This is a genomic window from Ferruginibacter lapsinanis, assembly GCF_020783315.1.
GTDB classification, from domain to species: Bacteria; Bacteroidota; Bacteroidia; order Chitinophagales; family Chitinophagaceae; genus Ferruginibacter; species Ferruginibacter lapsinanis.
Genome location: NZ_CP086063.1, coordinates 2577861 through 2601018, shown reverse-complemented (window position 1 = coordinate 2601018; position 23158 = coordinate 2577861). Strand labels below are relative to the sequence as shown.

The window sequence follows — 23158 nt, the reverse complement described above, 5'->3', positions numbered from 1 at the left end:
TCAAATTTTAGTTGTTAATTATTTTATGCTTCATCTGTTACACATCCCTGAGAAGCATCTTTCACACACATTGCATATTTATACAACACTCCTTTCGTTTCTTTCAATGCCGGTTGCTTCCAGTTTTTGCGTCTTTCTGCTATCACTTCGTCAGCAACTTTCAGGTTGATCTTGTTTGCGCTTGCATCCAGTTCTATGATGTCATCATCCTGCACCAATGCAATCAAACCTCCTTCAAATGCTTCCGGAGTGATATGCCCGACGACGAAACCATGAGAACCTCCACTGAATCTTCCATCTGTGATCAATGCAACATCTTTACCCAAACCGGCACCCATAATTGCTGAAGTTGGTTTCAGCATTTCAGGCATACCCGGCGCACCTTTCGGACCTTCATATCTTATTACAACAACATCGCCTTTTTTTACTCTTCCACTTGCAATTCCTGCCACCAGATCTTTTTCACCATTAAATACTCTTGCAGGTCCTTCAAAACGTTCACCTTCTTTACCACTGATCTTTGCTACACTACCCTTTTCTGCCAGGTTTCCGTACAAAATTTGCAAGTGCCCCGTTGTTTTCAATGGTTGCTCTAGAGGGAAAATGATTTTTTGAGTATCGAAGTTTAGATCCGGAACATTTGCCAGGTTCTCTGCAACTGTTTTACCCGTTACCGTTAGACAATCTCCATGCAACAATCCTTTTTGTAACAAGTATTTCATTACAGAAGGAACGCCACCATGCGCATGTAATTCCTGCATCAAATATTTTCCGCTTGGTTTAAAATCTGCTAACACAGGCGTTTTATCACTGATGCGTTGAAAATCATCCTGCGTAAGATCCACATCCACACTTTTAGCCATTGCGATCAAATGCAATACCGCATTTGTACTGCCGCCAAATATCATAACCGTAACAATCGCATTTTCAAATGCTTTCTTGGTCATGATATTCCTTGGTTTGATATCTTTTTCCAATAATATCTTTATTGCTTTTCCTGCATCTAAACATTCTTTGCTTTTATCATCGCTGATTGCAGGGTTAGATGAGGAATAAGGTAAACTCATGCCCAATGCCTCAATTGCCGCAGCCATGGTGTTAGCTGTATACATACCACCACAAGCTCCTGCTCCCGGGCAACTATGTTTTACTACTTCTTTAAAATCTTCCGGTGTAATAGTCCCCGCAAGCTTTTTACCTAAAGCTTCAAAAGAAGAAATAATATTCAGTTCTTCTCCTTTATAATGACCCGGAGCAATTGTTCCACCATATATCATAATTGATGGACGATTTAAACGGCCCATTGCCATGATAGCACCCGGCATGTTTTTATCACAGCCCGGTAAAGCGATCAAACCATCATAATAAAATCCACCACAAACACTTTCAATACTATCTGCGATCAGATCACGGCTTACCAGCGAATAACGCATACCGTCAGTACCATTACTGATACCATCACTGATACCGATCGTATTAAATATCAATCCCACCAGATCATTTTTCCACACGCCTTCTTTCACCACTTTTGCCAAGTCATTCAAATGCATGTTACATGTATTGCCATCGTAACCCATGCTTGCAATACCTACCTGTGCTTTTTTCAGGTCAGCTTCTGTTAATCCTATACCATACAACATTGCTTGTGCAGCCGGTTGAGTTTCATCCTGTGTAAGTACCTTACTGTATTTGTTTAGTTCCATTCTTTTTTTCGTTTAAATCGTTTAAATCGTTTAAAGGTTCAGCGTTAAACGTTAAACGCTGTTTTATATGATCGTTGATTTTCGTAATTCTACATTTTCTAAATTAACATCCCCTGACACTCTGCCGTGGATGTACTCTGTGATCAATTCTCCCACTGTACTGGTAAAATAAAAATTGATCGGATCGACATCTTTTGTTACAAATAAATTTTTGATCGTCCATTCAACACCACTACGAACCAATTTAGCTTCTTCTTTCATTCCAAAATACTCCAGCATCATTGCGGCAGATAATATTGACCCGATAGGGTTAGCAATATCTTTACCTGCAGCCTGCGGATACGAACCATGAATAGGCTCAAACAAAGCGGTTGAATTACCAATAGACACAGAAGGCAATAAGCCTAATGAACCACTTATCACACAGGCTTCCTGGCTCAAAATATCTCCAAACAGATTCTCTGTAAGGATCACGTCAAATTGTTTTGGGTTGATGATGATCTGCATGGCTGCATTATCTACATACAAAAAATCTACCTGTACATCAGGATATTGTAACGCAATATCTTTTACTATTTTCCTCCACAACTTTGATGTTTCTAATACATTTGACTTATCTATTAACGTTAGTTTCTTTCTTCTTTTTTGTGCATCCTTAAAAGCCAGGTGACTGATACGTTCTATTTCGGCAGATGTATATGTGCATTCTTCTGTTGCCCATGTATGATCTTCATTTGTCTTTTTTTCTCCAAAATAAATCCCCCCCATTAATTCTCGGTAAATAACAAAATCAACTTCTTCTAATCTTTTCTCTTTAAGTGGCGATAAATGGTGCAAAGAAGGATAGGTTGCTATCGGACGGATATTGGCATAGAGTTGTAAAGCCTTTCTTAATTTAAACAAAGCCTGCTCCGGTCTTACTTTAGCTGTTGGGTCATTATCGTATTTAGGATGACCGATTGCTCCGAAAAGAATAGCATCACTGTTTAAACAGATCTCTATTGTTTCATCAGGTAAAGGATTCCCTGTGGCATCAATAGCTACAGCCCCCATTAAACAATTAGTATAAATAAATTCATGCTCGAACTTCTCAGCGATCGCATCCAATACTCTAATGGATTGCTGCGTCACTTCCGGTCCGATCCCATCGCCTAATATTACTGCTATATTCTTTTTCATATATGTATTGCGATTGACGAATATTATTTAATGAACTTTTTTAGGGCTAAAATATATCCGCTATGTAAACCTGCATGCATGATTGCATACTCGATGGCTAATTCTATATTCGTCAACTCAATGCCACTCATTGTTTTAAAACCCTGAAAGCCTGCGAACTTGTGAGCTGCATAATCCTCTCCTAATTTTTCTACTCCAAGCTTAGCAAATGCTTTGTATTGTTGATACTCTTCTGCTGATACGGTTCCTTCCGGTTTTGTTCCTATTTTATACCGATCGATAAACCCCTGATCTAAAACCGGTTTAATACCTGCTCTAACATAACATAACATTTGAAGAGCAGAAATAATATGTGCATAATTCCAGATCAGGTTATTTTTAAAGCCTTCCGGAATTTGGTTGATCTGTTCATTTGTATATCCATCCAGTGTTTTTTCGAACGTCTCTTGTATAAAAGCCAACACTTTTAATTGGGTCTCCATGAATCACTCAAGTTTATTAAGGATAAAAAAGATTAAGCTGTTACTGCGATATGATTTTTTGCCAACACCTCGAGATCTGCATCCTCCACTTCTTTTTTAGTATCTGCTACATGCAGAAAAACTTCATACAAAGCATCTATATCATTTCTATTGAACTCGTACCCTAATTTTTGGAAACGGTAAGCCAATGCACTTCGTCCACTCCTTGCCGTTAAAACAATTTTAGACAGATCAGCTCCAACATCTTCAGGATTGATGATCTCATAAGTGATGGCTTCTTTTAAAAATCCATCCTGATGAATACCCGAAGAGTGGGCAAATGCGTTTGCACCAACGATCGCCTTATTTGGCTGGACCGGCATTCGCATGGTATCACTGACCAGATGACTTATAGGATTTAATTTTTTAGCATTGATATTTGTATAGAACCCTAGAGCCTCGTGCTGTTTTATGATCATCACTACTTCTTCCAGAGAAGTATTACCGGCTCTTTCGCCAATGCCGTTGATGGTACATTCAATTTGTCTTGCCCCATTGATAATACCGGAAATAGAATTAGCTGTGGCCAGCCCCAGGTCATTATGGCAATGACAGGATATGATCGCCTTGTCAATATTGGAAACATTGTTTACCAGGTAGGCTATTTTTTCACCATACTGATGAGGTAAACAATAACCGGTAGTATCGGGAATATTTACAACGGTAGCACCGGCTGCTATTACGGTTTCTACCAGTTTAGCTAAAAATGCATTGTCAGCCCTACCGGCATCTTCACAGAAAAACTCTACATCAGGCACCAGGTTTCTTGCGATCTTGGTGGCTGCAGCAGCTCTTTCGAGAATTGCCTCACGTGTTGTATTGAATTTATATTTTATATGTATGTCTGAAGCGCCGATACCAGTGTGAATTCTTGGTTTAACTGCATGCTTTAATGCAGCTGCAGCTACTTCGATATCTTTTTGAACAGATCTTGTCAATCCGCAAACAGTAGCATTTTTAATTACTTTGGAAATGGCTTCTACAGAGGCGAAATCACCAGGACTGGAAATAGGAAACCCGGCTTCGATTATATCTACACCTAACTCTTCTAATTGAAGAGCGATCTCAATTTTCTCATCAGTGTTCAATTTACAACCTGGGACTTGTTCCCCGTCTCTAAGGGTTGTATCGAAAATATATATCTTATTTTGTGGCATACAATTACATTGTTTTTATACAAATGAGGTTAAATGTTTTACATTTGGCAACCGCTTTTATATGGCTGATAAACATGGATTGCTAATTTACAACTAAACGTTCAGTTAGCAACAATAAAAAACGCTATTTTTTACGCTATATAAAGGGGGAATTTATGGCTAAAAGCCTTTACTGTATAGGATTTTAAACTATTTCAATTACGATGCCCAACCGCAGTACAGACCCTCTATTCCAACTAATAAAATCGCTTGAAAAGAGCGAAAAACGCAATTTTAAGCTTTACGCCACCAGAAACACTGCATCCGACGATCTTAAGATCATACAACTATTTGATGCACTTGACAAAATGGATACGTATGATGAAGGCATCTTATTAAAGAAAAATGAGTCGATCAAAAAACAACAACTCAGCAATTTAAAAGCACATTTATACAAACAACTTTTATCCAGTTTGCGATTGATAACGGACGAAAGCAATATCGATATTCAGCTACACGAACAAATGGATTATGCCCGTATATTGTATAACAAGGGATTGTACCTGCAAAGTCTGAAAGTGCTGGATAAACTCAAAGAACAGGCCAAAGTAAAAAATCAATTTACTTATTTGCAACAGGCGTTGTTTTTTGAAAAAAATATCGAGGCACTGCATATTACCAGAAGCATCCAAAACAGGGCCGACCAATTAAGCAAAGAGGCTGATGAAGTTAATGACACGTTATCTTTAGTTTCGCAGCTTTCTAATCTGGCTTTACAATTATACAGTTGGTACATTAATCATGGCCATGCCCGTAATGAGCAGGAAGCAAATGAAGTAGAAAACTTTTTTGTTCAAAAACTGGGAGACAAAGCGGGCAAATGCAAATCTTTTTTTGAAAAATTATTTTTATACCAGAGTTATTGCTGGAACGCCTTTATACGCCAGGATTTTTTACAATATTATCGCTACACTCAAAAATGGGTGAATATTTTTGAAGAAGAGCCATATATGATCGCCATTGAAAGTGGCCACTATATTAAAGGCATGCACAACTTGATGGGATCACATTTTGACCTGGCCAATCATCAGAAGCTAAAAGAAACACTTGATAAATTTGATCTCTTTTGCGATAGCGACATTGTTAAAAGCAGTATCAACAACAGCATTCAGTGTTTTGTATACAGAACGATATCTGTCTTCAACAAACATTTTTTAGAAGGAAGTTTTTCAGAAGGTATTGAATTGATACCGGAAATTGAAGCCAAATTAAAAGAGTATGAAATATACCTGGACAGACACCGTATTTTAGTTTTTTACTACAAAATTGCTTGTTTGTATTTTGGTAGTGGCAACTATGAAAAAGCCATCGATTACCTGAATAAAATAATCAACTGGAAAATGGACCTGCGGTCGGATCTTCAGTGCTACTCTCGTTTGCTGCATCTCATTGCACATTATGAACTAGGAAACGAAAAAATACTGGACCATCTGATCAAATCAGTATATCGCTTTATGGCAAAGATGCAGACCCTTAGCGTAGTGGAAGAAGAGATATTCAAATTCCTACGCAATTCCTTTCATCTATCTGTAAGAACAATTAAGCCTGAACTGGAAAAGCTTTTATTAAAACTAAAACATCATCAAAACAATCGCTTTGAAACCCGTGCTTTTATTTACCTAGATATCATTTCCTGGATAGAAAGCAAACTTGAAAACATACCGGTGCAGGAAGTCTTAAAAAAGAAATTCAGCAATAAAAGAAACTACTCCTAATATTAATAAACATTTGCAGGACACCCTGTCTTATTGCCTTTACCACTGCCTTCATCATCATTGTTATTGAATCTATACCTTAACCCGATCGTTGCACTATAATAATGATCTTTCTTGTCGGGGCCTGCAGCAAGACTGAAGCCATCTATATAGTCTGTGAATGAGAACCGATACGATGCTTCTGTAGTAAGAAATAATTTTTGTGAAAGCGGAAATTCTACTCCCCCACCAATTGGTATCACAGGGATCACCCTAGGTGTGCCGTGATTTACATCTCTGGCAATATTAGCAAACACTGTGGGATCTTTATATTGAGAAGTATCTAACCTGCTATAATCTATTTGAGTTCGTAGAAAAGAGAAAGTTATGCCACTTAATAAGTAAGGAGCAGCTCCATTATTACTGAAATTACTCCCTTTGATATTCCATAAAATAAGCCCGGATAATTCTTTCAATGGTGTAGAGAACATAAAATTCCGTTGTTGCCTGTATGCAGGAGAACTGTATTTACTTTCATCCCCTCTCAATTTAGCAATACCAACATTGAAACGAAATGACAGATAATCACTCAATGCTTTTTGAGCATAAATATTAAAGCCTGCTGTGGTAGTCTTTAATGACCCCATACCAGACGGCGCAAGATCTCCCTGGTAAACATATGCACCTCCATTTGCGCCAATGCTTATATTGCTGAATAATTGTGCTTTTGCAGAAACAGTATTGAATGCTACTGCAATAACAAATAGTGAGAGGAGTTTTTCATTTGCTTTCATAATTATACATTTTAACGTGATGAATGAAAGCAGTTGCTTTGGAAACCTTAATGTATAATTAATGCATGGGATGGATTTAAATTCAACCCTAAACTAAAAAAGATTTTCAATACAATATGTTAAAAGATCATTGACGCAATCTAACCAACAAGCAATTATTTGATACAGTAATGCCATGACATAACACAACTGCAATGTCTGACCAATGAGATTGGGTGTAACCTATTCTTATTACCTACCTGTAAAACTGATATTAGTTGTTTTAATTGGCACAATTTTGTTGTAGCTTCAAGTCATAAAATAAACTATAATGAAAAAGATCCTCATTGCTACCGATTTTTCCAAAGTGGCTACAAATGCCGCTTATTATGGAGCTGAAATGGCAAAAGCCATCGGAGCTGATATCATTTTATTTCATACCTATCATATACCAGTAAGCGCTGCAGAACTTCCATTGCAATCTGTAAATGTATTGGAGATGAAGCATGCTGCTGAGGAAAGCATGGCTGCATTAGAAGAAAAAATAAAATCAATTACAGGCAATACCGTTAATGTTAGTACAGAAGCTATACTTGGTTATATGCCTGAGGACCTGGAAACCTATTGCAAAAAAATTAATCCCTTTATTATTATAATGGGAGCAAAAGGACAAACCGACCTTGAAAATATATTTTTTGGAAGTACTACCCTCTCCACGATCAGGCATTTAACCTGGCCAATAATTGCTATCCCCGAAGTGCAAAAATACAGCAGCATAAAAAACATCGGATTTGCCTGCGATTTTACAGAAGCCGTAGAAACAACACCTGCAGACAGAATAAAGGAAATTGTAAAAACATTCAATGCAAGACTTCACGTAATTAAAATATCTACCCATAATCGATTTATAGAGATCACCCCACACGAGACCGTTTTGCTGCATACAATGCTAGACGACATAAAGCCTGTGTATCATTATATCGAGCATACGGATGTTGAAGCTGGTGTTCATCAGTTTGCAAAAGAACATAATATGGACATGATCATTGTGATCCCTAAAAAGCATAGTTTAATTGGAAAACTTTTTCATACAAGCAATACAAAGAAATTTATTACCAAATCAGAGATACCTGTGCTGTGTATGCATGATGAATAAATCGGAGGAGCATTATTGGTAAAATTGAAGGGCTAACAATCTGAAGAGAATATAAAACTGTGAATTATGTAATTCTCCGAATAAATATTGTAACAGTTCCCATAAAGCTCTATTCTACATTTGTAAGTGTTTAATGGTAAGGACGTGATAAATTTTTACCCTTCCGCTCTTTTACCTGTTATGCAAACCACAAATGAATAATTTATATAAACAACTTGCCAAGGCTATTTTTTTAGCGGCTGCTGTAATAATACTGATGTGGTTCTTTTATACGATCATAAGTGTGATCTTACTATTCCTTTTTGCCATTGTTTTATCAATTGCCATAAACGATCCTGTTGTACGATTGGAGAAGAGAAAGATAAAAAGAATCTGGTCTACAGCTATTGTGTTTACTATAATATTTATTGCATTTGCCGGCATAGCAATACTTGTAGGCCCAAAGATTACTGACCAGATCTCTTCTGTGGCAAAAAATCTTCCGGCCTATTCCATACAGGCTTCAAACAATGTAAGTTCATGGTTTGCTGCATATCCTGAGCTTCAGGAAAAAATCAGGATCACCCCTGCAAGCGTTTCATCATGGTTTCCCTCTATGCCCAGTACCTTAATGCAGGCAGGAAATTTTTCTCTTTCAGTGTTATCATCTATTATAGTTATTATTGTATTCATAAGCCTGATTGTATTCATGGTAGCAACCCCACAACCGTTATTAGAATTGTATCTGCAGGTATTTCCCCCAACACAAAGGAACAAGGCCACCATTGCATTTACACAAATATCTGTAATGATAAAAGGATGGATGAAATCTAATTTGATCGGAGGTTTCTCCAACGCAGTTATGGTAACTATTTTCTTGAATTTATTGGGCATCCCCGGAGCATTTGTATGGGGTGCACTTGCATTCTTCACAGAATTTATACCAAGGATAGGCTTTTTCATAAAAGCAATACCGCCAATATTAGTCGCATTATCCATCAACGGATACGTAGCTACCTGGGTGATCGTTTTCTATTTTGCAACTGATGAAATAATGGCTGATTTTATTATGCCGAGAGTACGGTCAAGTACTATGAAAATACATCCGGTCTCTATACTGTTTGTTGTAATGGCAATGGGTGCAGCCTTCGGCTTCATAGGCATCTTATTGGCCACTCCTTTAACTGCCATTGTCAAAGCATACTTTGAAGTATTTTATCTAACCAAATATGAAGACGATCAATCAATGGGAACAAGAGTGCAGCAAATGCTTTACCAGGATAAAATAATATAGAGAGTTATTTATGAATTCTACTATAGTTACCTGAAGTTGTGCATCAAAGTGAGATAGCCCCTACTATTGCATCATTCAATTTTAATAACTAACTTTCTATAAATATTTATATGAGAAAATATCTGACAGGTGGTATAGGAGTAATTTTAATTTTACTGGTAGTGTTCATGCTAAGCAAATGCAATACCTGTAAATCGGCTAAGACACCTGTTGTAGCTAATGCTGTTGCTGGTCATAAAGCCTAATCCACTATGAATTATTTTCTATCTTCTTACTTTGTCTAAGCTGCTCGAGGGCAATTATAAGAATTATGCCAGGACAAGACAATATTAGTAATTGAATTTTATTTCCTGAAAGATATACGGAGATCAAAACGGCAATAATTGATATCACACAACAACCAACTCCTACTAGTAATAGTTTTTGTTTTAGTTTTTCTGTGAACGGCTTCTTTTTGAACAATAATACGCCTACAAAAAAAACTATTGCGATAAACAGTGGAACAAAGAGTAATACTTTCATATTACAAGCTACGTTTTATTTTTTTGACCATTTAAAATGTGATATTGACACAATTTATTGAATATAACTATTTTGTCTCACTATCGTATTTTTTTCAGATCGATCATCTTTGTATCCTCATCATAATACATAGTTTTATTTGAATAGCTGGAACTGATAAACTCATTTAGCTGCGCTGAATGATCATATTTATCAGCAGGTGGAAGTGACAGTAACTTTACCGTAAGTGCGCCATGCTTAATTTCCCATTCGGCGAAATAATAAATCAGTGAAGAACTTTCATTAAGTGACATGAGACTTCTGTTACCCACTTTAGATATCCAGCCTACAAAATCTGAAGATGTATATCCATACCCTTCAGTGTTTACTTTACTTAGAATACGATATTGTTTCTTGTTTAATTTTTCAATAACTATTTCAGTAGAATCTTCAGAGTAATGCTGTGAACGCCATGTTCCCAGTAATTCGGTATCAATTGTGACGGTTCTTTCAGCAGGTTCTTCCAACGCCAGATAATACATTGATGGGCAACCGGGAAGTATGATGGATAGAATTGCAAGGCAGAAAATACTATAGATCGTTCTCATACTGTTGGTTTGGGAATGAAGGTTATAAGAGTAATATATGATTAGTTTTTCATTACAACGATATTTATTTATGCTTTACATTTTTAGTATGCAGGTTTTCGTGAAGTGTAGATTATGAAGGAAGACTCGTGAGACAGAATCCCAATCGAAAATGATACAAGATGTCAACAAAAATATTATCTGAATAATTTATATTTGAACATAAACAATACACACATGTCTAAAGCAAAAATTCTCATCATAGGATTCTCCCTAATCGTAATATCTCTTTCTTCCTGTAATAATTTGGTAAAGAATGACAACGTAAAAATTATTGTGGAAGAAGGCACGCAAATAGACAGCATACAAAGTAAAAAAATAAAAAAGGAAATTGATATTACAGGTACTTATGTTGGCATATTTGAAGTTGATCTTGATGATTCAACGAAATGGGCTAAATCTGTAACCGCTGGTGAGGCTTTTCATTGGACAAGAGAAAATAAAATCACCTTATTTATTGACAGTATTGATCAAAATAATATCAAAGGACATACTGTAGTGGCAGGAAACAACAGACCGTTTGAGGGAACAATTTCCAAAAATGATACAGCCTCTTTTGTAGAAGCTAAAGAACCTGGCAACAATAAAAACGATGGTACTTTTTCTTTTATTTTAAAAGACACAATCATAAATGGCATATGGAAAGCTTTTGCAAAAATCGAAATAGAAAAGAGAAAATATTCCTTAGTAAAAAAACAATTTAAATATGATCCAAATCAGGCATTAATAGCAGACTCAAGATACATAGATTGGAACAAACCTGAAATGAGTGAAGCAGAAAAGAAGCGAATATTATCAAAAATGAGTAAAGAAGAGAGAGAAGAATTTTATGAGTTTGAGGAAGACACTCACTTCGCTTCTGCAACAAAAAAAATATATTTGATTAATGCAAGTAGTACCCTACTAACTGAAAATGATCTTACTAACCTTAATAGAGGAGATCTATTTATCATAAGAAACACCATTTATGCAAGGCATGGTTATTCTTTTAAAAGCAGGCCCTTACGTGTCTTTTTCGATAGACAATCTTGGTATATACCTGTAAGCACAGACATTAAAGCAACTTTTACAGATACTGAAAAAAAGAATATTACGCTCCTGTTAAAATATGAAAAAATAGCTAAAGAGTATTATGATTATTTTGGAAGAGGTTAGGTATTTTCCCCGTTGTTGGTCGCCTGACCAACAACATACGCTTCAATTAAAGTTCAATAAAGATATAAAGTACAAGTCCCGAAGTAAATTCGGAATGCCGATTTAACATCGGCAAGTGCATGACGCCACCTAAGTTCAACAAAGAACAAATGCCCGTAACATAAAAATCCCTGCTATGCTTTGCATAGCAGGGATACTATTTTTTAAGAGATGATATTATTTAGTGTTGAGTACTCTTGGTATTCTTTGTTCCAATAACATAAGATCGGCCAAAACGAAGGCTGTAACGGCTTCTAGCACTACAGGTACACGAAGAGCAATACAAAGATCGTGACGGCCACGTACGGCAAAGGTCTCCATTTGTTGTGTTTCCCAATTCAGCGTAAACTGATCTTGTGGTGTGCTTGATGTTGGTTTGATGGCAATGCGATACACCAGTTCGTTACCATTAGTATACCCACCTACTACTCCACCTGCATGGTTGGTAGTTGTTTTGCCTTCCATGTTTTCGATGGGATCATTATGTTCTTTACCCAGCATTTTTGCTGCGGCAAAACCGGTTCCGAATTCTACGCCACGTACGGCAGGAATGGCGAATACGGCGTGTGCTAACAATGATTCTACCGAATCGAAAAAATGTTCGCCTAAACCGATCGGCAAACCTGTAACACGACATTCTACAATACCGCCAACAGAATCTTTTGCATCGATGGCTCTTTGTAAACCTCTTTCAGTATCAGTATCACCACCAATTTCTGTGATGGTTGCTTTAACTTCTATATTCTGCAATAATTTTTTTGCGATAACACCTGCTGCAACCATGGCTACCGTTAATCTGCCACTGAAATGTCCGCCACCTCTGTAATCTTCGTTGCCTCCAAATTTTTTGCTGGCTACAAAATCTGCATGCCCCGGACGTGGGTGACTGCGTTGTTTTGCATAATCGCCGCTACGGGTATTGTTGTTTTCAAATAAGATCGTGATAGGCGCACCAGTTGTTATATCGTTGAAGATGCCGCTTTTAAAAATTGGCAGATCTGTTTCCTGACGAGGTGTAGCTCCTTTTTGTGTGCCTCCTTTTCTGCGTTCAATATCGGGTAAGAAATCGTTTACTGTTAACGGTAGGCCTGCAGGGCATCCGTCGATATTGATACCAACGCTTTCGCCATGCGATTCGCCGAAGATGGTTAATTTGAAAAGACGTCCGAATGAATTCATAAAATTTTACCCCCAACCCCTAAAGGGGCTTTTAGATTATTATAATTTAACGTTCTTTATTTCTTCAACACTTGCTCCCAATTGTTTTATGTGTTCATAAAAATCAGGATACGATTTATTGATGGCTTCTGCTTCTTCTATGGTTGTATCACCATCTGCTTTTAACGCTGCTACTGCACATGCCATTGCAATACGATGATCGTGACGGGAATGAACGGTAGCGCCTTTTACACCAGTACCGCCATATACAAGCATCAGATCATCCTGCAGATCTATTTTGATACCCATCTTGCCAAACTCATCTTGCAAGGTAAGTCCTCTGTTGCTTTCTTTATGCGCCAATCTGCTTACGCCTTGTATTACCGTTGTACCATTGCAATATGCTGCCAATGCCACTAATGGAGGAAAAAGATCCGGGCAATCGGTTGCATCAAACTGAAATGGTTTCAAACTTAATGGCGGCGCCACTTCTATTTGTGTATCGGTAATTGATAACAATGCTCCGCTATCTCTTACTGCTTCCAATATTTTTTTATCTGCCTGCGTTGATTGAACATCTAACCCCTTAATGATAATACCACCGGCAATAGCACCTGCTACAACTAAGAAAGCCCCTCCACTCCAATCACCTTCTACTGTGTAGCTTATAGGGGTAGCATTTAGGGGTTTAGGGTTTATAGTGAACGATTCGTAATTATTGTTGACCACATCATATCCAAAATGTTTCATTACCTGTAAGGTAAGATCTATATATGGCTTGCTTTTTAAATTCCGAACGGTGATGGTTGAAGGCTTAGTTGCTGCTTTGCCATAGGCCATTAATAAGCCGGTTAAAAACTGTGAGCTTAGTGAACCATCTATAGTAATATCATTAGGTTGTAGTGGCCCTTGAATTTGCAAGGGCAGTTTACCGCCATTAGAGGTTATTGCAATACCCAGCTGGGGAAATATTTCATCGAAGAAATCCATCGGACGGGTTAATAAACTTCCTGTGCCGTTGATGGTGATGGGCTGAGCGCTTAACGCAGCCAACGGAGTAAACATTCTTATTCCGAGACCACTTTCGCCACAGTTCATCTCTCCACTTACCGCACCTGTTCCGGTATTTTTAATTTTTACTTTTTCGTTTTGAATTTCAACGACGGCTCCTAATTTTTGAATAACATCAATTGCTGCTACATCATCATTACTTTTTCCCGGATTGGCAATCGTTGTTTCTCCATCATGCAACAAAGCCGCAGCACATGCTCTTTGCATACTACTTTTAGATGTAGGTGCCAGTATATTGCCTTTTATTACTGATGGGTGTACTGTTACAATCATTTTATTCTAACTAAACTTTATTTAATTAATTGTTCTAATTGGGTCATCGGGATGGCACGTACAGTGGCATCCCCAATTTTATTCAGCAACACAAAATTCATCTCATTGCTTACTTTCTTTTTATCTAGTTTTAATACTTCCCAGATCTTTGCTTTATCATATTCCATTTGTGTGGGCAGATGATATTGTGCCAACAATTTTTTTACTCTTTCGAGATCTTCAGAATAAAAATTATTTATTTCTTCTGATATAGCTCCGGCTGCAATCATACCAATGCTGATTGCATGGCCGTGTAATAATTCGTAAATATTTTCTATCGCATGACCGAGCGTATGCCCGTAGTTCAACAATTTTCTATCCCCTTGCTCAAATTCATCATGTATCACTACATTGGTTTTGATATTTACGTTTCTTTCTATCAACGCAGCCAATGCAGCTTTATCTTTTTGTAAATTTTCTAACGTTGTATTTTCCAAGAGGTCAAACATTGCAGCATCTTTAATGCAAGCATGTTTTATAACTTCAGCAAAACCATTTACCCACTGTGTTTGTGGCAATGTTTGCAATAAAGAATAATCGAATAATAAAAAATCAGGTTGTTTGATCAATCCTACCAGGTTTTTATACACACCAACATCTACCCCATTCTTACCACCAATAGAAGCATCTACCATTGCAAGGATCGTTGTTGGTACAAAACCGAACTTCAATCCTCTCATGTATACTGACGCTGCATAGCCTGTAATATCAGTTACTACGCCACCGCCTACCCCTACGATAAAAGTTTTTCTGTCTGCCCCCAGGCGAATTAATTCGCTGATGATAAAATCTACTGTAGATTGTTGTTTATGCTCTTCTCCTGCCTTGATCACAACGGTTTTCCAACCATCAAATTTTACACTGTGAGATTTGAAAACATTGTCATCGGTGATGATAATAGTATTATTTTTTGATGTGATGTTTTCTAAAAAAGAAAAATTGGCATCAAAATAATAATTGACCTGTTTATTGCCGATGGTAACGTTGGTTGTTTGCATATGGAGTAAATGTCTGAATCAGGATTTTGAAGATTCGACGATGAATAGGATTACAGTATTAAAGTTGAAATGATTTTCAATTAAGCAGAGCTACATGTTTGCTAGCTCAAATCCTGAAAATCTATTAACCTTCACAATCCAGATTCAGACAAAAAAAGTTCAATAATGGTATACCGTACAAGTGAGTGACACAACGATGATGCCATGAAAAACAAATGCCGGTAACAAAAAAAAAGAAAATCTTACGAGTTCATTATTTTATTCTGATGATTGATACTTTCTAAATGCACCGCATCAAAATATTTAGTGATAAAATCTTCGCTCAAACCAGCTTTAGCACCACGTTGGATTCCTTTTTGTAAAATTTCATTCCAACGATTGGTTTGTAAGATCGTAATGTTATTTGCTCTTTTATATTCACCGATCTTATCAGAAATTTTCATACGTTGACCTAAGATGGTGATCAATTCATCATCTAAGTGATTGATCTGCTCTCTTAATGTAGCCAAGGCATTTAAGAATTCTGCTTTATCAGAAGTTTCGTTACGCCATACCAATGCATCAATGATCTCTCCTAAACGTTCAGGAGTAATTTGTTGTTTAGCATCGCTCCATGCATTATCGGGATCGATATGACTTTCGATCATAAATCCGTCAAAATCAAGATCGATACTTTTTTGTGCAGTTTCCTGCAACATAGTGCGATTACCGCAAATATGTGAAGGATCGCAAATGATAGGCATATCCGGGAAACGACGTTTCATTTCAATTGGCAAATGCCACATTGGTGCGTTACGGTATTCTGTATTTCCGTAGTTACTGAAACCACGATGGATCATACCAATTTGTTTAACGCCAGCTTTTTGTACACGTTCAATACCACCACTCCACAATTCAAGATCTGGATTGATAGGATTTTTGATCAATACAGGAATATCAACACCACGAAGTGCATCAGCAACTTCCTGTACGCTGAACGGATTTACTGTTGTACGGGCACCAATCCAAAGCATATCCACATCAAACGCCAACGCATCTTCAACGTGTTTAGCTGTAGCTACTTCTACAGTTGTAGGTAGCCCTGTTATTTTTTTTGCTTGTGCTAACCATGGCAAACCTTTTGCTCCAATACCTTCAAATAACCCTGGTTTGGTACGTGGTTTCCAGATACCTGCACGAAGCACATCTACTTTACCTGTTTTAGCTAATCTTGTAGCTGTTTCAATCACTTGTTCTTCAGTTTCGGCGCTACAAGGTCCGCTGATAATTAAAGGGCGTTTATTCCATTTCGCCTGCATTACTTCTTTCATTGTGTTAGTTTGTGTTTCCATTTGCGCAAATTTACGTTTTTTTGCCCTTAAAGCCTAATAGAGGGCTGTTTTGATATATATTTTATTTAATGATCGCTCTTATTTTATTTGCATTCTCCATCAACTCTTTCAGATACTCAATATTTTCTTTTTCGAGACTAGCCTTAAACTTTCTTAACTGAGAAATGTGTTCATTTAAAACATCTAATACATTCTCTCTATTTTGCATAAATATCGGCGCCCACATAGCCGGACTACTTTTAGCCAACCGCACAGTACTTTCAAAACCACCACCAGCTAATTCAAAAATGGTATTCTCTTCCTTTTCTTTTTCTAACACCGTATTTGCCAATGCAAATGATGTGATATGAGAAATATGACTCACATATGCTGCATGTGTATCATGTGCTGCAGCGTCCATATATATTAAATGCATACCAAATGCTTTGTAAATATTTTCCATTTTGGCAACTGCATCTTCTGCACTTTTTTCTTTTTCACAAATAACACAGGCCCTGCCTTCAAATGCGCCTTTGACAGCTGCCTCGGGCCCGCTATACTCGGTACCCCACATCGGATGCGTTGCTACAAAACGTTTACGCATCGGGTGATCTTTTAATGCATCACATAAAGCAAATTTGGTTGAACCTGCATCTGCAACGATCTGTTCATCTGTTATTAAATCCATCACCTGCTGTATTACTGGGATAGTTACATCAACCGGTATCGCCACATAGATCAGATCACTTTGTTTAACTGCTTCTTCTAACGGCAATGCCTCATCGATGATACCTAATTCCAATGCTTTTTTGACAGACGCCTCCGTTCTGCTTACACCAATTATTTTCTTGGCAAAACCTTTCTCTTTCATTGCCAAAGCAAACGAACCGCTTATTAAACCAACACCAACTATCGTAATCTTGTTGAACATCTTATTAATGAAAAACTAAAAGTGAAAAATGAAAAATTAAGAGATCGCATTCACCGAACCTTATACAATTAAAATCTATTTTTCATTTTTTACTTTTTATTTTAATTTAGTTTTTAATTCTTTTTATCGCTTCTTCAATTTTTTCTTCAGTGCTGCATAAACTTACTCTTATGTAATTGTTTCCTGCGCTACCAAATATTCCTCCAGGCGTAATAAACACATTGCTTTTGTGCAATACTTCATCACTTAACTCAAACCCATCTTTATAATGCAATGGAATAGATGCCCAAACAAATAACCCTGCCTGATCTTCATCATAATTACAATTCAATAAATTCAGCAATTCAAAAACTTTCTTTCTTCTTTGTGCGTATACTTTATTTACCTCATCATGCCAATCCTGCTCTAATTCCAATGCCTTTGCTGCAGCCAGTTGAACGGGCAAAAACATGCCACTATCCATATTACTTTTGAATCGTAAAACTTCATCTATTCTTTCTTTTGCCCCGCAAAGCATCCCAATTCTCCACCCTGCCATATTATGACTTTTACTCAATGAGTTCAATTCTATGGCTACTTCCTTAGCTCCTTCAACACTCAATAAGCTCATTGGCTTATCATTCAAAATAAAACTGTATGGATTATCATGAACAAGTATAACATTATTTCTTTGAGCAAATTGCACCAGCTTTTCAAACAGATCCTTTGAAGGCAATTGCCCCGTTGGCATATGCGGATAGTTTACAAACATCAACACATTCCGTCCTTCACCTCCCATTTTCTCTTGCATACTTTTATGGACACGGATAATTTGTTGTAACTCCAAAAAATCAGGATACCAATTATTCTTTTTTTCTAAACTATATTCAACACAAATACCTCCTGCGATCTTTGCTGCACTCCTGTATGTAGGATAACCAGGATTGGGAATTAATACCAGATCACCTTCGTTGATATAGGTCATGCAAATATGCATGATACCTTCTTTGCTACCGATCAATGGCAATATTTCCGTATCGGGATTCAATGACACACCGTACCATTTATTGTACCATTTTGCAATGGCATTTCTAAAGACCGGACTACCTTTATAGCTTTGATATCCATGCTGATTAGGCTTTGCCGCTTCTTCCTGCAAAGCTTTTATCACTGAAGGATGCGGCGGCAGATCAGGACTGCCAATGCCCAAACTGATCACATTCTTTCCCTGTTTGTTCATTTCATCTATCTCTCTCAGTTTTTGAGAAAAATAGTATTCGCCGATACCGTCTAATCTTTTTGCTGTTTTCATTGTTTATTTTTTTGACAGAACGCTGATTCGACTTATTGTACTTATCATCATGATCGTATAAGTGTTTATCAGTCAAATCAGTTCTATCTGTGTTCTATCATTTATTTTCCGTTTTTATAAACACCATAGATCTTTAAACTTTCTGTCATCTTTTTCAAAGCCACTAATACTTTATCCAATTGATCTTTTCCTTCAAATTCCAGATCAGCATGAAATGAATATTTGAAATTGCTGCCCGGAATGGGAAACGATTGAAGCTTACTAAGATTGATCCCTGCATCTGCAATACAGGTAAGTACTTTAGCCAGGCTTCCTTTAGAGTGATCTGTATGAAAATTAATGGACGCTTTATTAGCGCCTTCAATTTCCAGCACTTCTTTTTCTCTTTGTAAGATCAAAAAACGGGTATAGTTATTTTTAAGCGTTTGAATATTAGGAGCGATCATTTCAAGATCAAATAACTCGGCGGCCAATTTGCTTGCAATAGCAGCAATATGTTTGCTATGATGCTGATGAACATGCTTGGCACTTAAAGCGGTATCTTCCGTTTCAATTAATTTCCAATTGTACTTATCTAAAAAACCAAAGCATTGTTGTATTGCCATAGGATGGGAATGAACTTCACGGATATCCTCCAATTTAACACCCGGATTCACCAACAAATTTTGCTTTATCTGCAGGTATACCTCGCCAACAATTTTGAGATTGCTTTTTTGTAACAGATTATAGTTAGGTAAAATGCTTCCTGCAATAGAATTTTCTATTGCCATAACACCTCCGTCACTTTCGGTTTTATTTTCAGCAATATTGATCAACTCTTTAAAAGTTGAGCAACATACTACTTCTACATTCTTTCCAAAGAAGTTACGGGCCGCCATCTGGTGAAAACTACCTTCAAAACCCTGTATAGACACTTTTTTATTCATATTGACTTAAATAAAAATCCCGACCTTTTAGCCGGGATTTTTTATGTTAATATTTTCAATCGTTTTAGTTCAGTTTTTAACAAAAAATCCCCTTTCTATTTATAAAATAGAAGCTAAAATAAAATCGGGTATTTTTTACTGTTAATGTCATTGAGTTGCGAAGGTAATAAATACTCATTTAATTTCCAATATTTTTTAAAATAGAGACGCCCCGTAAAAACGGGGCGACTTTAACGATTGCTTGCCATATGAAAAATCTTTATATAAAACCGGTAAAGTTCAACAAGCAATCAAACCGGCTTGTTAAATTACTTCTTTTTTGCAGCAGTATCGATCTTAGCAGCAGCTGAATCTACTTTTGCAGCAGCTGAATCTACTTTTGCAGCAGCTGAATCTACTTTTGCAGCAGCTGAATCAATTTTTACAGCAGTTGAATCAGTAGCAGGAGCTTCTGTAGTTGAGTTGTTACAAGCTGCAAATGCAGTTACGATTGCGATAGCGAAAATTACTTTTTTCATTTTTTTGTTTTTTTATTGGTTTATATAACGGTTATATGGGCATTTATACCCTAAACCGAAAAAGGTAACCCATATTTAGAAAAAATTTATTTTTCTTTGCAACGGGTTACTATTTACCCAAAACTGTATTAATATAAGCCAGGTGAGTACACAAGAACAAGAAAATGCCCTATTGAAAGGATTGGCACAAAATGACAATGTAGCGATAGAGGCTATATACCGTGAAAATTATAACATGGTACAGGCTTTTATCTTGAATAATAATGGATCGGTAGATGATGCCCGTGATATTTTTCAGGAAACGATGATGGTGCTGTATGAAAAAGCGAGTAGCAACACATTTGAGTTAAACTGTAAAATTAAAACGTATGTATATTCCGTATGCCGGAGATTATGGCTTAAAAAATTACAACAGCTTCATCGATATAGCTCACAAATTGACAGCCTTGAAGAGACTATACCTGTTGAAGAAGAAGTTGAAGAGCACGAAAAGAGGAACAACGACTTTGTATTAATGGAAAGTGCCATGAGCAAGATTGGCGAACCTTGCAAAAGTTTATTAGATGCCTATTACCTGCAAAATAAGAATATGCAGACCATAGCATCTGAGTTTGGCTATACCAATGCAGATAATGCTAAAACACAGAAGTATAAGTGTTTAATGAGATTGAAGAAAATATTTTTTGCTCAATATAAAAACGGTCAATAAAATGGATGAAGTAATGTTATTGGATGCGGTTGAAAGATACCACAGAGGCGAAATGCCACAGCATGAGATCGTCATGTTTGAGGAGTTGCGTAAAAGCAACCCTGAAGTTGACCAATTAGTGGTTGAGCATATCTATTTTTTGCAGGAACTGAACAAATTTGGTGCCTTGAAAACGCTTAAACATTCATTGCATGAGGTAGAAACCAAACTATTGGATGAAGGTTTTATAGCGCAACCTAAACTTACAGGTACTGCTAAAGTACTTTACCTGTGGGGTAAATACAAACGTAATATCGCTGTAGCAGCCTCTATTGCAGGGGTAATTTCAATTGCCTCTACGGGTGTAGTTGTAAATTATGCCAAAAAATATGGCAATGAAAACTACCAGGAATTAGTAAGTAAGATCAATCAGACTAATGCAGAAGTTGCAAAACTGAAATCTAATAAACAAGGTAACACCACTACTCCTGTTAAAGTTGAGCCCAAGGTTGATTATAGAGCTACAGGTTTTTTAATTGATGGCAAAGGATACTTGGTTACTAATGCCCATGTCATCGGTAAAATGAAAAACATTTACGTACAGAACAACAAAGGCGAGTATTTTACTGCTGTTGCTGTTTACACAGATAACACTTCAGATCTGGCTATTTTAAAAATAAGTGACGCCTCTTATAAAGCTATCAGCAACTTACCTTATAGTATTAATAAGACCAACGCTAATCTAGGCGATCAATTCTTTACATTAGGGTATCCTCGTAACGAGATCGTTTATGGCGAAGGGTATGTAAGTGCTAAATCCGGTAGCGATGGAGACTCTACCGCTTATCAGTTAACTGTATCAGCCAATCCTGGTAACAGTGGCGGACCGGTTATCAACCGTAATGGCGAGATCATAGGTATTATCACCGGTAAAGACACAAAAGCTGATGGTGTTGTTTACGCAACAAAATCTAAAAATATCTTCAAAGCTTTGGATGAATTAAAGAAAGATGAAAGTCTTCGTGAAAATATTAAAACTCCCTCCAATAATGGCTTAAGAGGCTTGGAAAGAGGTCAGCAAATAAAGAAAATGGAAGAGTTTGTGTTTATGGTAGTTGGTAACTAAATATTCATATAACCCCTAAACCTGATAAAAATAAAAAAGAGAGCTACAGAAATGTGGCTCTCTTTTTTTATATACATTTTATTTCTAATCACTTCCAAAGTGAAGCAGGATATTCTCCTGAAGCTACTAATTTATCAATGCTCGCCTTTACACCCGGGGCATCTTCTTTGTAGGTAACTCCAAACCATTGCGCTGAAGTAGGTATTACTTTTATTTCTCCACCTAAGCGATGCATAAAGTCTTCTGCAATGATCGGAATAAAAAATTCTGATTTTATATTCTCCAGATTTTCTTTAACAAAGGAATGAAACAACTTTTCTGTTGTATCAAATAATGACGGATGAAATCCCCAGAAATTCATTGATACACTTGAATTATTCGGAACAGTATGTTTCTCATCATTTTCTTCAAAAACAATAGTGTCATTTTCCCGATAGATCTTTGTTCTTTCTTTGATACTTACAAGATTATTGTCTGCATCCACCTGGCATACCCCCCTGCTTACCGTACCGTGTTCACTTAAAGTTTTTGACAATTCATATCCAATGATACAATAGGTCTTTTCTGAACATACATTTTTTAAAAAATCTGCCGCTTTTATAAAAGAATCTTTACCATAAAAATCATCCGCATTGATCACAGCAAAAGGTTCTTTTACCACATCTCTTGCACACAATACCGCATGCCCGGTTCCCCATGGTTTGGTACGATCTGCCGGTACCTGCACATCCGGCAGAAAAGAATCTTTTTCCTGAAACACATATTCAGTTGCTATTTTACCTTTAAGTTTGGGTTCAAAAATGGCTTTAAAATCATCAGCAAAATCTTTACGAATAATAAATACTACCTTGCCAAAACCGGCACGGATAGCATCGTAAATCGAATAATCCATAATAGTTTCGCCGTCAGGACCAAAAGATTGGGTTTGTTTCATACTACCGTATCTGCTTGCCATTCCTGCGGCTAATATTAAAAGTGTTGGTTGCATAAAT

Annotated in this window: 22 protein-coding genes; 7 read left to right on the top strand and 15 right to left on the bottom strand. The window is 36.9% G+C overall.

From position 1 onward, the window contains the following. Positions 1–23 precede the first annotated feature (23 nt). The 4 genes from ilvD to LK994_RS10955 all read right to left on the bottom strand — a co-directional run bounded on the left by ilvD (position 24) and on the right by LK994_RS10955 (position 4560). Positions 24–1703, bottom strand: a complete 1680-nt coding sequence (gene ilvD / locus LK994_RS10970) for a dihydroxy-acid dehydratase (RefSeq protein WP_229760125.1) — start codon at positions 1701–1703, stop codon at positions 24–26. A 63-nt stretch (positions 1704–1766) separates the two neighbouring features. Continuing rightward, positions 1767–2882 (bottom strand): 3-isopropylmalate dehydrogenase, encoded by a 1116-nt coding sequence (gene leuB / locus LK994_RS10965; protein ID WP_229760124.1) that lies wholly within the window; start codon positions 2880–2882, stop codon positions 1767–1769. Positions 2883–2905: 23 nt separating this feature from the next. After that, a complete protein-coding gene (locus tag LK994_RS10960) occupies positions 2906–3364 on the bottom strand; it encodes a DinB family protein (RefSeq protein ID WP_229760123.1) in 459 nt (152 codons plus the stop codon). Between the two features lie 32 nt (positions 3365–3396). Further along, positions 3397–4560 carry a 2-isopropylmalate synthase gene (locus LK994_RS10955; protein WP_229760122.1) on the bottom strand — a complete coding sequence of 388 codons (1164 nt, stop codon included), beginning with the start codon at positions 4558–4560 and terminating at the stop codon, positions 3397–3399. A gap of 203 nt (positions 4561–4763) precedes the next feature. Here LK994_RS10955 and LK994_RS10950 point away from each other — a divergent pair, with 203 nt between their 5' ends. Next, positions 4764–6314, top strand: a complete 1551-nt coding sequence (locus LK994_RS10950) for a hypothetical protein (protein ID WP_229760121.1) — start codon at positions 4764–4766, stop codon at positions 6312–6314. Between the two features lie 2 nt (positions 6315–6316). Here LK994_RS10950 and LK994_RS10945 read toward each other — a convergent pair whose 3' ends face one another. Continuing rightward, positions 6317–7087 (bottom strand): DUF6089 family protein, encoded by a 771-nt coding sequence (locus LK994_RS10945; RefSeq protein WP_229760120.1) that lies wholly within the window; start codon positions 7085–7087, stop codon positions 6317–6319. A gap of 310 nt (positions 7088–7397) precedes the next feature. Between LK994_RS10945 and LK994_RS10940 the strand changes: the two genes are divergently transcribed. The 3 genes from LK994_RS10940 (at position 7398) to LK994_RS14545 (ending at position 9740) form a co-directional block, all read left to right on the top strand. Further along, positions 7398–8222, top strand: coding sequence for a universal stress protein (locus LK994_RS10940; RefSeq protein ID WP_229760119.1), 825 nt, complete (start codon positions 7398–7400; stop codon positions 8220–8222). Between the two features lie 193 nt (positions 8223–8415). Beyond that, a complete protein-coding gene (locus LK994_RS10935; RefSeq protein ID WP_229760118.1) occupies positions 8416–9495 on the top strand; it encodes an AI-2E family transporter in 1080 nt (359 codons plus the stop codon). Between the two features lie 110 nt (positions 9496–9605). Next, positions 9606–9740 (top strand): hypothetical protein, encoded by a 135-nt coding sequence (locus tag LK994_RS14545; RefSeq protein ID WP_262907795.1) that lies wholly within the window; start codon positions 9606–9608, stop codon positions 9738–9740. 357 nt (positions 9741–10097) lie between these two features. Here LK994_RS14545 and LK994_RS10930 read toward each other — a convergent pair whose 3' ends face one another. Continuing rightward, positions 10098–10604: a hypothetical protein gene (locus LK994_RS10930; protein ID WP_229760117.1), complete on the bottom strand. Its 507-nt coding sequence runs from the start codon at positions 10602–10604 to the stop codon at positions 10098–10100. 216 nt (positions 10605–10820) lie between these two features. Between LK994_RS10930 and LK994_RS10925 the strand changes: the two genes are divergently transcribed. Further along, positions 10821–11798: a YARHG domain-containing protein gene (locus LK994_RS10925; RefSeq protein WP_229760116.1), complete on the top strand. Its 978-nt coding sequence runs from the start codon at positions 10821–10823 to the stop codon at positions 11796–11798. A 216-nt stretch (positions 11799–12014) separates the two neighbouring features. Here the strand turns inward: LK994_RS10925 and LK994_RS10920 are convergent, their stop codons facing one another. The 8 genes from LK994_RS10920 to LK994_RS10885 form a co-directional block, all read right to left on the bottom strand. Then, positions 12015–13016 (bottom strand): chorismate synthase, encoded by a 1002-nt coding sequence (locus LK994_RS10920; RefSeq protein WP_229760115.1) that lies wholly within the window; start codon positions 13014–13016, stop codon positions 12015–12017. A gap of 39 nt (positions 13017–13055) precedes the next feature. Further along, on the bottom strand, positions 13056–14339 hold the full coding sequence (gene aroA, locus LK994_RS10915; protein ID WP_229760114.1) for a 3-phosphoshikimate 1-carboxyvinyltransferase: 1284 nt from the start codon (positions 14337–14339) through the stop codon (positions 13056–13058). Positions 14340–14356: 17 nt separating this feature from the next. Then, positions 14357–15376 (bottom strand): 3-dehydroquinate synthase, encoded by a 1020-nt coding sequence (gene aroB, locus LK994_RS10910; RefSeq protein WP_229760113.1) that lies wholly within the window; start codon positions 15374–15376, stop codon positions 14357–14359. A 242-nt stretch (positions 15377–15618) separates the two neighbouring features. Continuing rightward, positions 15619–16707: a chorismate mutase gene (locus LK994_RS10905; protein ID WP_229760112.1), complete on the bottom strand. Its 1089-nt coding sequence runs from the start codon at positions 16705–16707 to the stop codon at positions 15619–15621. A 61-nt stretch (positions 16708–16768) separates the two neighbouring features. Beyond that, entirely contained in the window at positions 16769–17617 is an 849-nt protein-coding gene (locus tag LK994_RS10900; protein WP_229760111.1) for a prephenate dehydrogenase, read from the bottom strand. 106 nt (positions 17618–17723) lie between these two features. Beyond that, entirely contained in the window at positions 17724–18908 is a 1185-nt protein-coding gene (locus LK994_RS10895; protein ID WP_229760110.1) for a pyridoxal phosphate-dependent aminotransferase, read from the bottom strand. A gap of 101 nt (positions 18909–19009) precedes the next feature. Further along, complete coding sequence (locus LK994_RS10890; protein WP_229760109.1) at positions 19010–19834, bottom strand: prephenate dehydratase; 825 nt, start codon at positions 19832–19834, stop codon at positions 19010–19012. Positions 19835–20142: 308 nt separating this feature from the next. Continuing rightward, positions 20143–20352, bottom strand: coding sequence for a hypothetical protein (locus LK994_RS10885; RefSeq protein ID WP_229760108.1), 210 nt, complete (start codon positions 20350–20352; stop codon positions 20143–20145). 142 nt (positions 20353–20494) lie between these two features. On the opposite strand from LK994_RS10885, the gene LK994_RS10880 reads away from it, so the two are divergent. Beyond that, positions 20495–21061, top strand: coding sequence for an RNA polymerase sigma factor (locus LK994_RS10880; RefSeq protein WP_229760107.1), 567 nt, complete (start codon positions 20495–20497; stop codon positions 21059–21061). A 1-nt stretch (position 21062) separates the two neighbouring features. Continuing rightward, positions 21063–22166: a S1C family serine protease gene (locus tag LK994_RS10875; RefSeq protein ID WP_229760106.1), complete on the top strand. Its 1104-nt coding sequence runs from the start codon at positions 21063–21065 to the stop codon at positions 22164–22166. Positions 22167–22254: 88 nt separating this feature from the next. On the opposite strand, the gene LK994_RS10870 is transcribed toward LK994_RS10875, so the two are convergent. Beyond that, positions 22255–23154 carry a nucleotidyltransferase family protein gene (locus LK994_RS10870; protein WP_229760105.1) on the bottom strand — a complete coding sequence of 300 codons (900 nt, stop codon included), beginning with the start codon at positions 23152–23154 and terminating at the stop codon, positions 22255–22257. Between the last annotated feature and the right edge of the window lie 4 nt (positions 23155–23158).

Coding starts and splice junctions, on each gene's coding strand:
- LK994_RS10930 (WP_229760117.1), bottom strand. CDS start 10,604: ATGAGAACGATCTATAGTATTTTCTGCCTTGCAATTCTATCCATCATA.
- LK994_RS10885 (WP_229760108.1), bottom strand. CDS start 20,352: ATGAAAAAAGTAATTTTCGCTATCGCAATCGTAACTGCATTTGCAGCT.
- LK994_RS10925 (WP_229760116.1), top strand. CDS start 10,821: ATGTCTAAAGCAAAAATTCTCATCATAGGATTCTCCCTAATCGTAATA.
- LK994_RS10890 (WP_229760109.1), bottom strand. CDS start 19,834: ATGAATAAAAAAGTGTCTATACAGGGTTTTGAAGGTAGTTTTCACCAG.
- LK994_RS10960 (WP_229760123.1), bottom strand. CDS start 3,364: ATGGAGACCCAATTAAAAGTGTTGGCTTTTATACAAGAGACGTTCGAA.
- LK994_RS10955 (WP_229760122.1), bottom strand. CDS start 4,560: ATGCCACAAAATAAGATATATATTTTCGATACAACCCTTAGAGACGGG.
- LK994_RS10940 (WP_229760119.1), top strand. CDS start 7,398: ATGAAAAAGATCCTCATTGCTACCGATTTTTCCAAAGTGGCTACAAAT.
- LK994_RS10875 (WP_229760106.1), top strand. CDS start 21,063: ATGGATGAAGTAATGTTATTGGATGCGGTTGAAAGATACCACAGAGGC.
- LK994_RS10935 (WP_229760118.1), top strand. CDS start 8,416: ATGAATAATTTATATAAACAACTTGCCAAGGCTATTTTTTTAGCGGCT.
- LK994_RS10905 (WP_229760112.1), bottom strand. CDS start 16,707: ATGGAAACACAAACTAACACAATGAAAGAAGTAATGCAGGCGAAATGG.
- LK994_RS10870 (WP_229760105.1), bottom strand. CDS start 23,154: ATGCAACCAACACTTTTAATATTAGCCGCAGGAATGGCAAGCAGATAC.
- ilvD (WP_229760125.1), bottom strand. CDS start 1,703: ATGGAACTAAACAAATACAGTAAGGTACTTACACAGGATGAAACTCAA.
- LK994_RS10900 (WP_229760111.1), bottom strand. CDS start 17,617: ATGTTCAACAAGATTACGATAGTTGGTGTTGGTTTAATAAGCGGTTCG.
- leuB (WP_229760124.1), bottom strand. CDS start 2,882: ATGAAAAAGAATATAGCAGTAATATTAGGCGATGGGATCGGACCGGAA.
- aroB (WP_229760113.1), bottom strand. CDS start 15,376: ATGCAAACAACCAACGTTACCATCGGCAATAAACAGGTCAATTATTAT.
- LK994_RS10920 (WP_229760115.1), bottom strand. CDS start 13,016: ATGAATTCATTCGGACGTCTTTTCAAATTAACCATCTTCGGCGAATCG.
- aroA (WP_229760114.1), bottom strand. CDS start 14,339: ATGATTGTAACAGTACACCCATCAGTAATAAAAGGCAATATACTGGCA.
- LK994_RS10945 (WP_229760120.1), bottom strand. CDS start 7,087: ATGAAAGCAAATGAAAAACTCCTCTCACTATTTGTTATTGCAGTAGCA.
- LK994_RS14545 (WP_262907795.1), top strand. CDS start 9,606: ATGAGAAAATATCTGACAGGTGGTATAGGAGTAATTTTAATTTTACTG.
- LK994_RS10895 (WP_229760110.1), bottom strand. CDS start 18,908: ATGAAAACAGCAAAAAGATTAGACGGTATCGGCGAATACTATTTTTCT.
- LK994_RS10950 (WP_229760121.1), top strand. CDS start 4,764: ATGCCCAACCGCAGTACAGACCCTCTATTCCAACTAATAAAATCGCTT.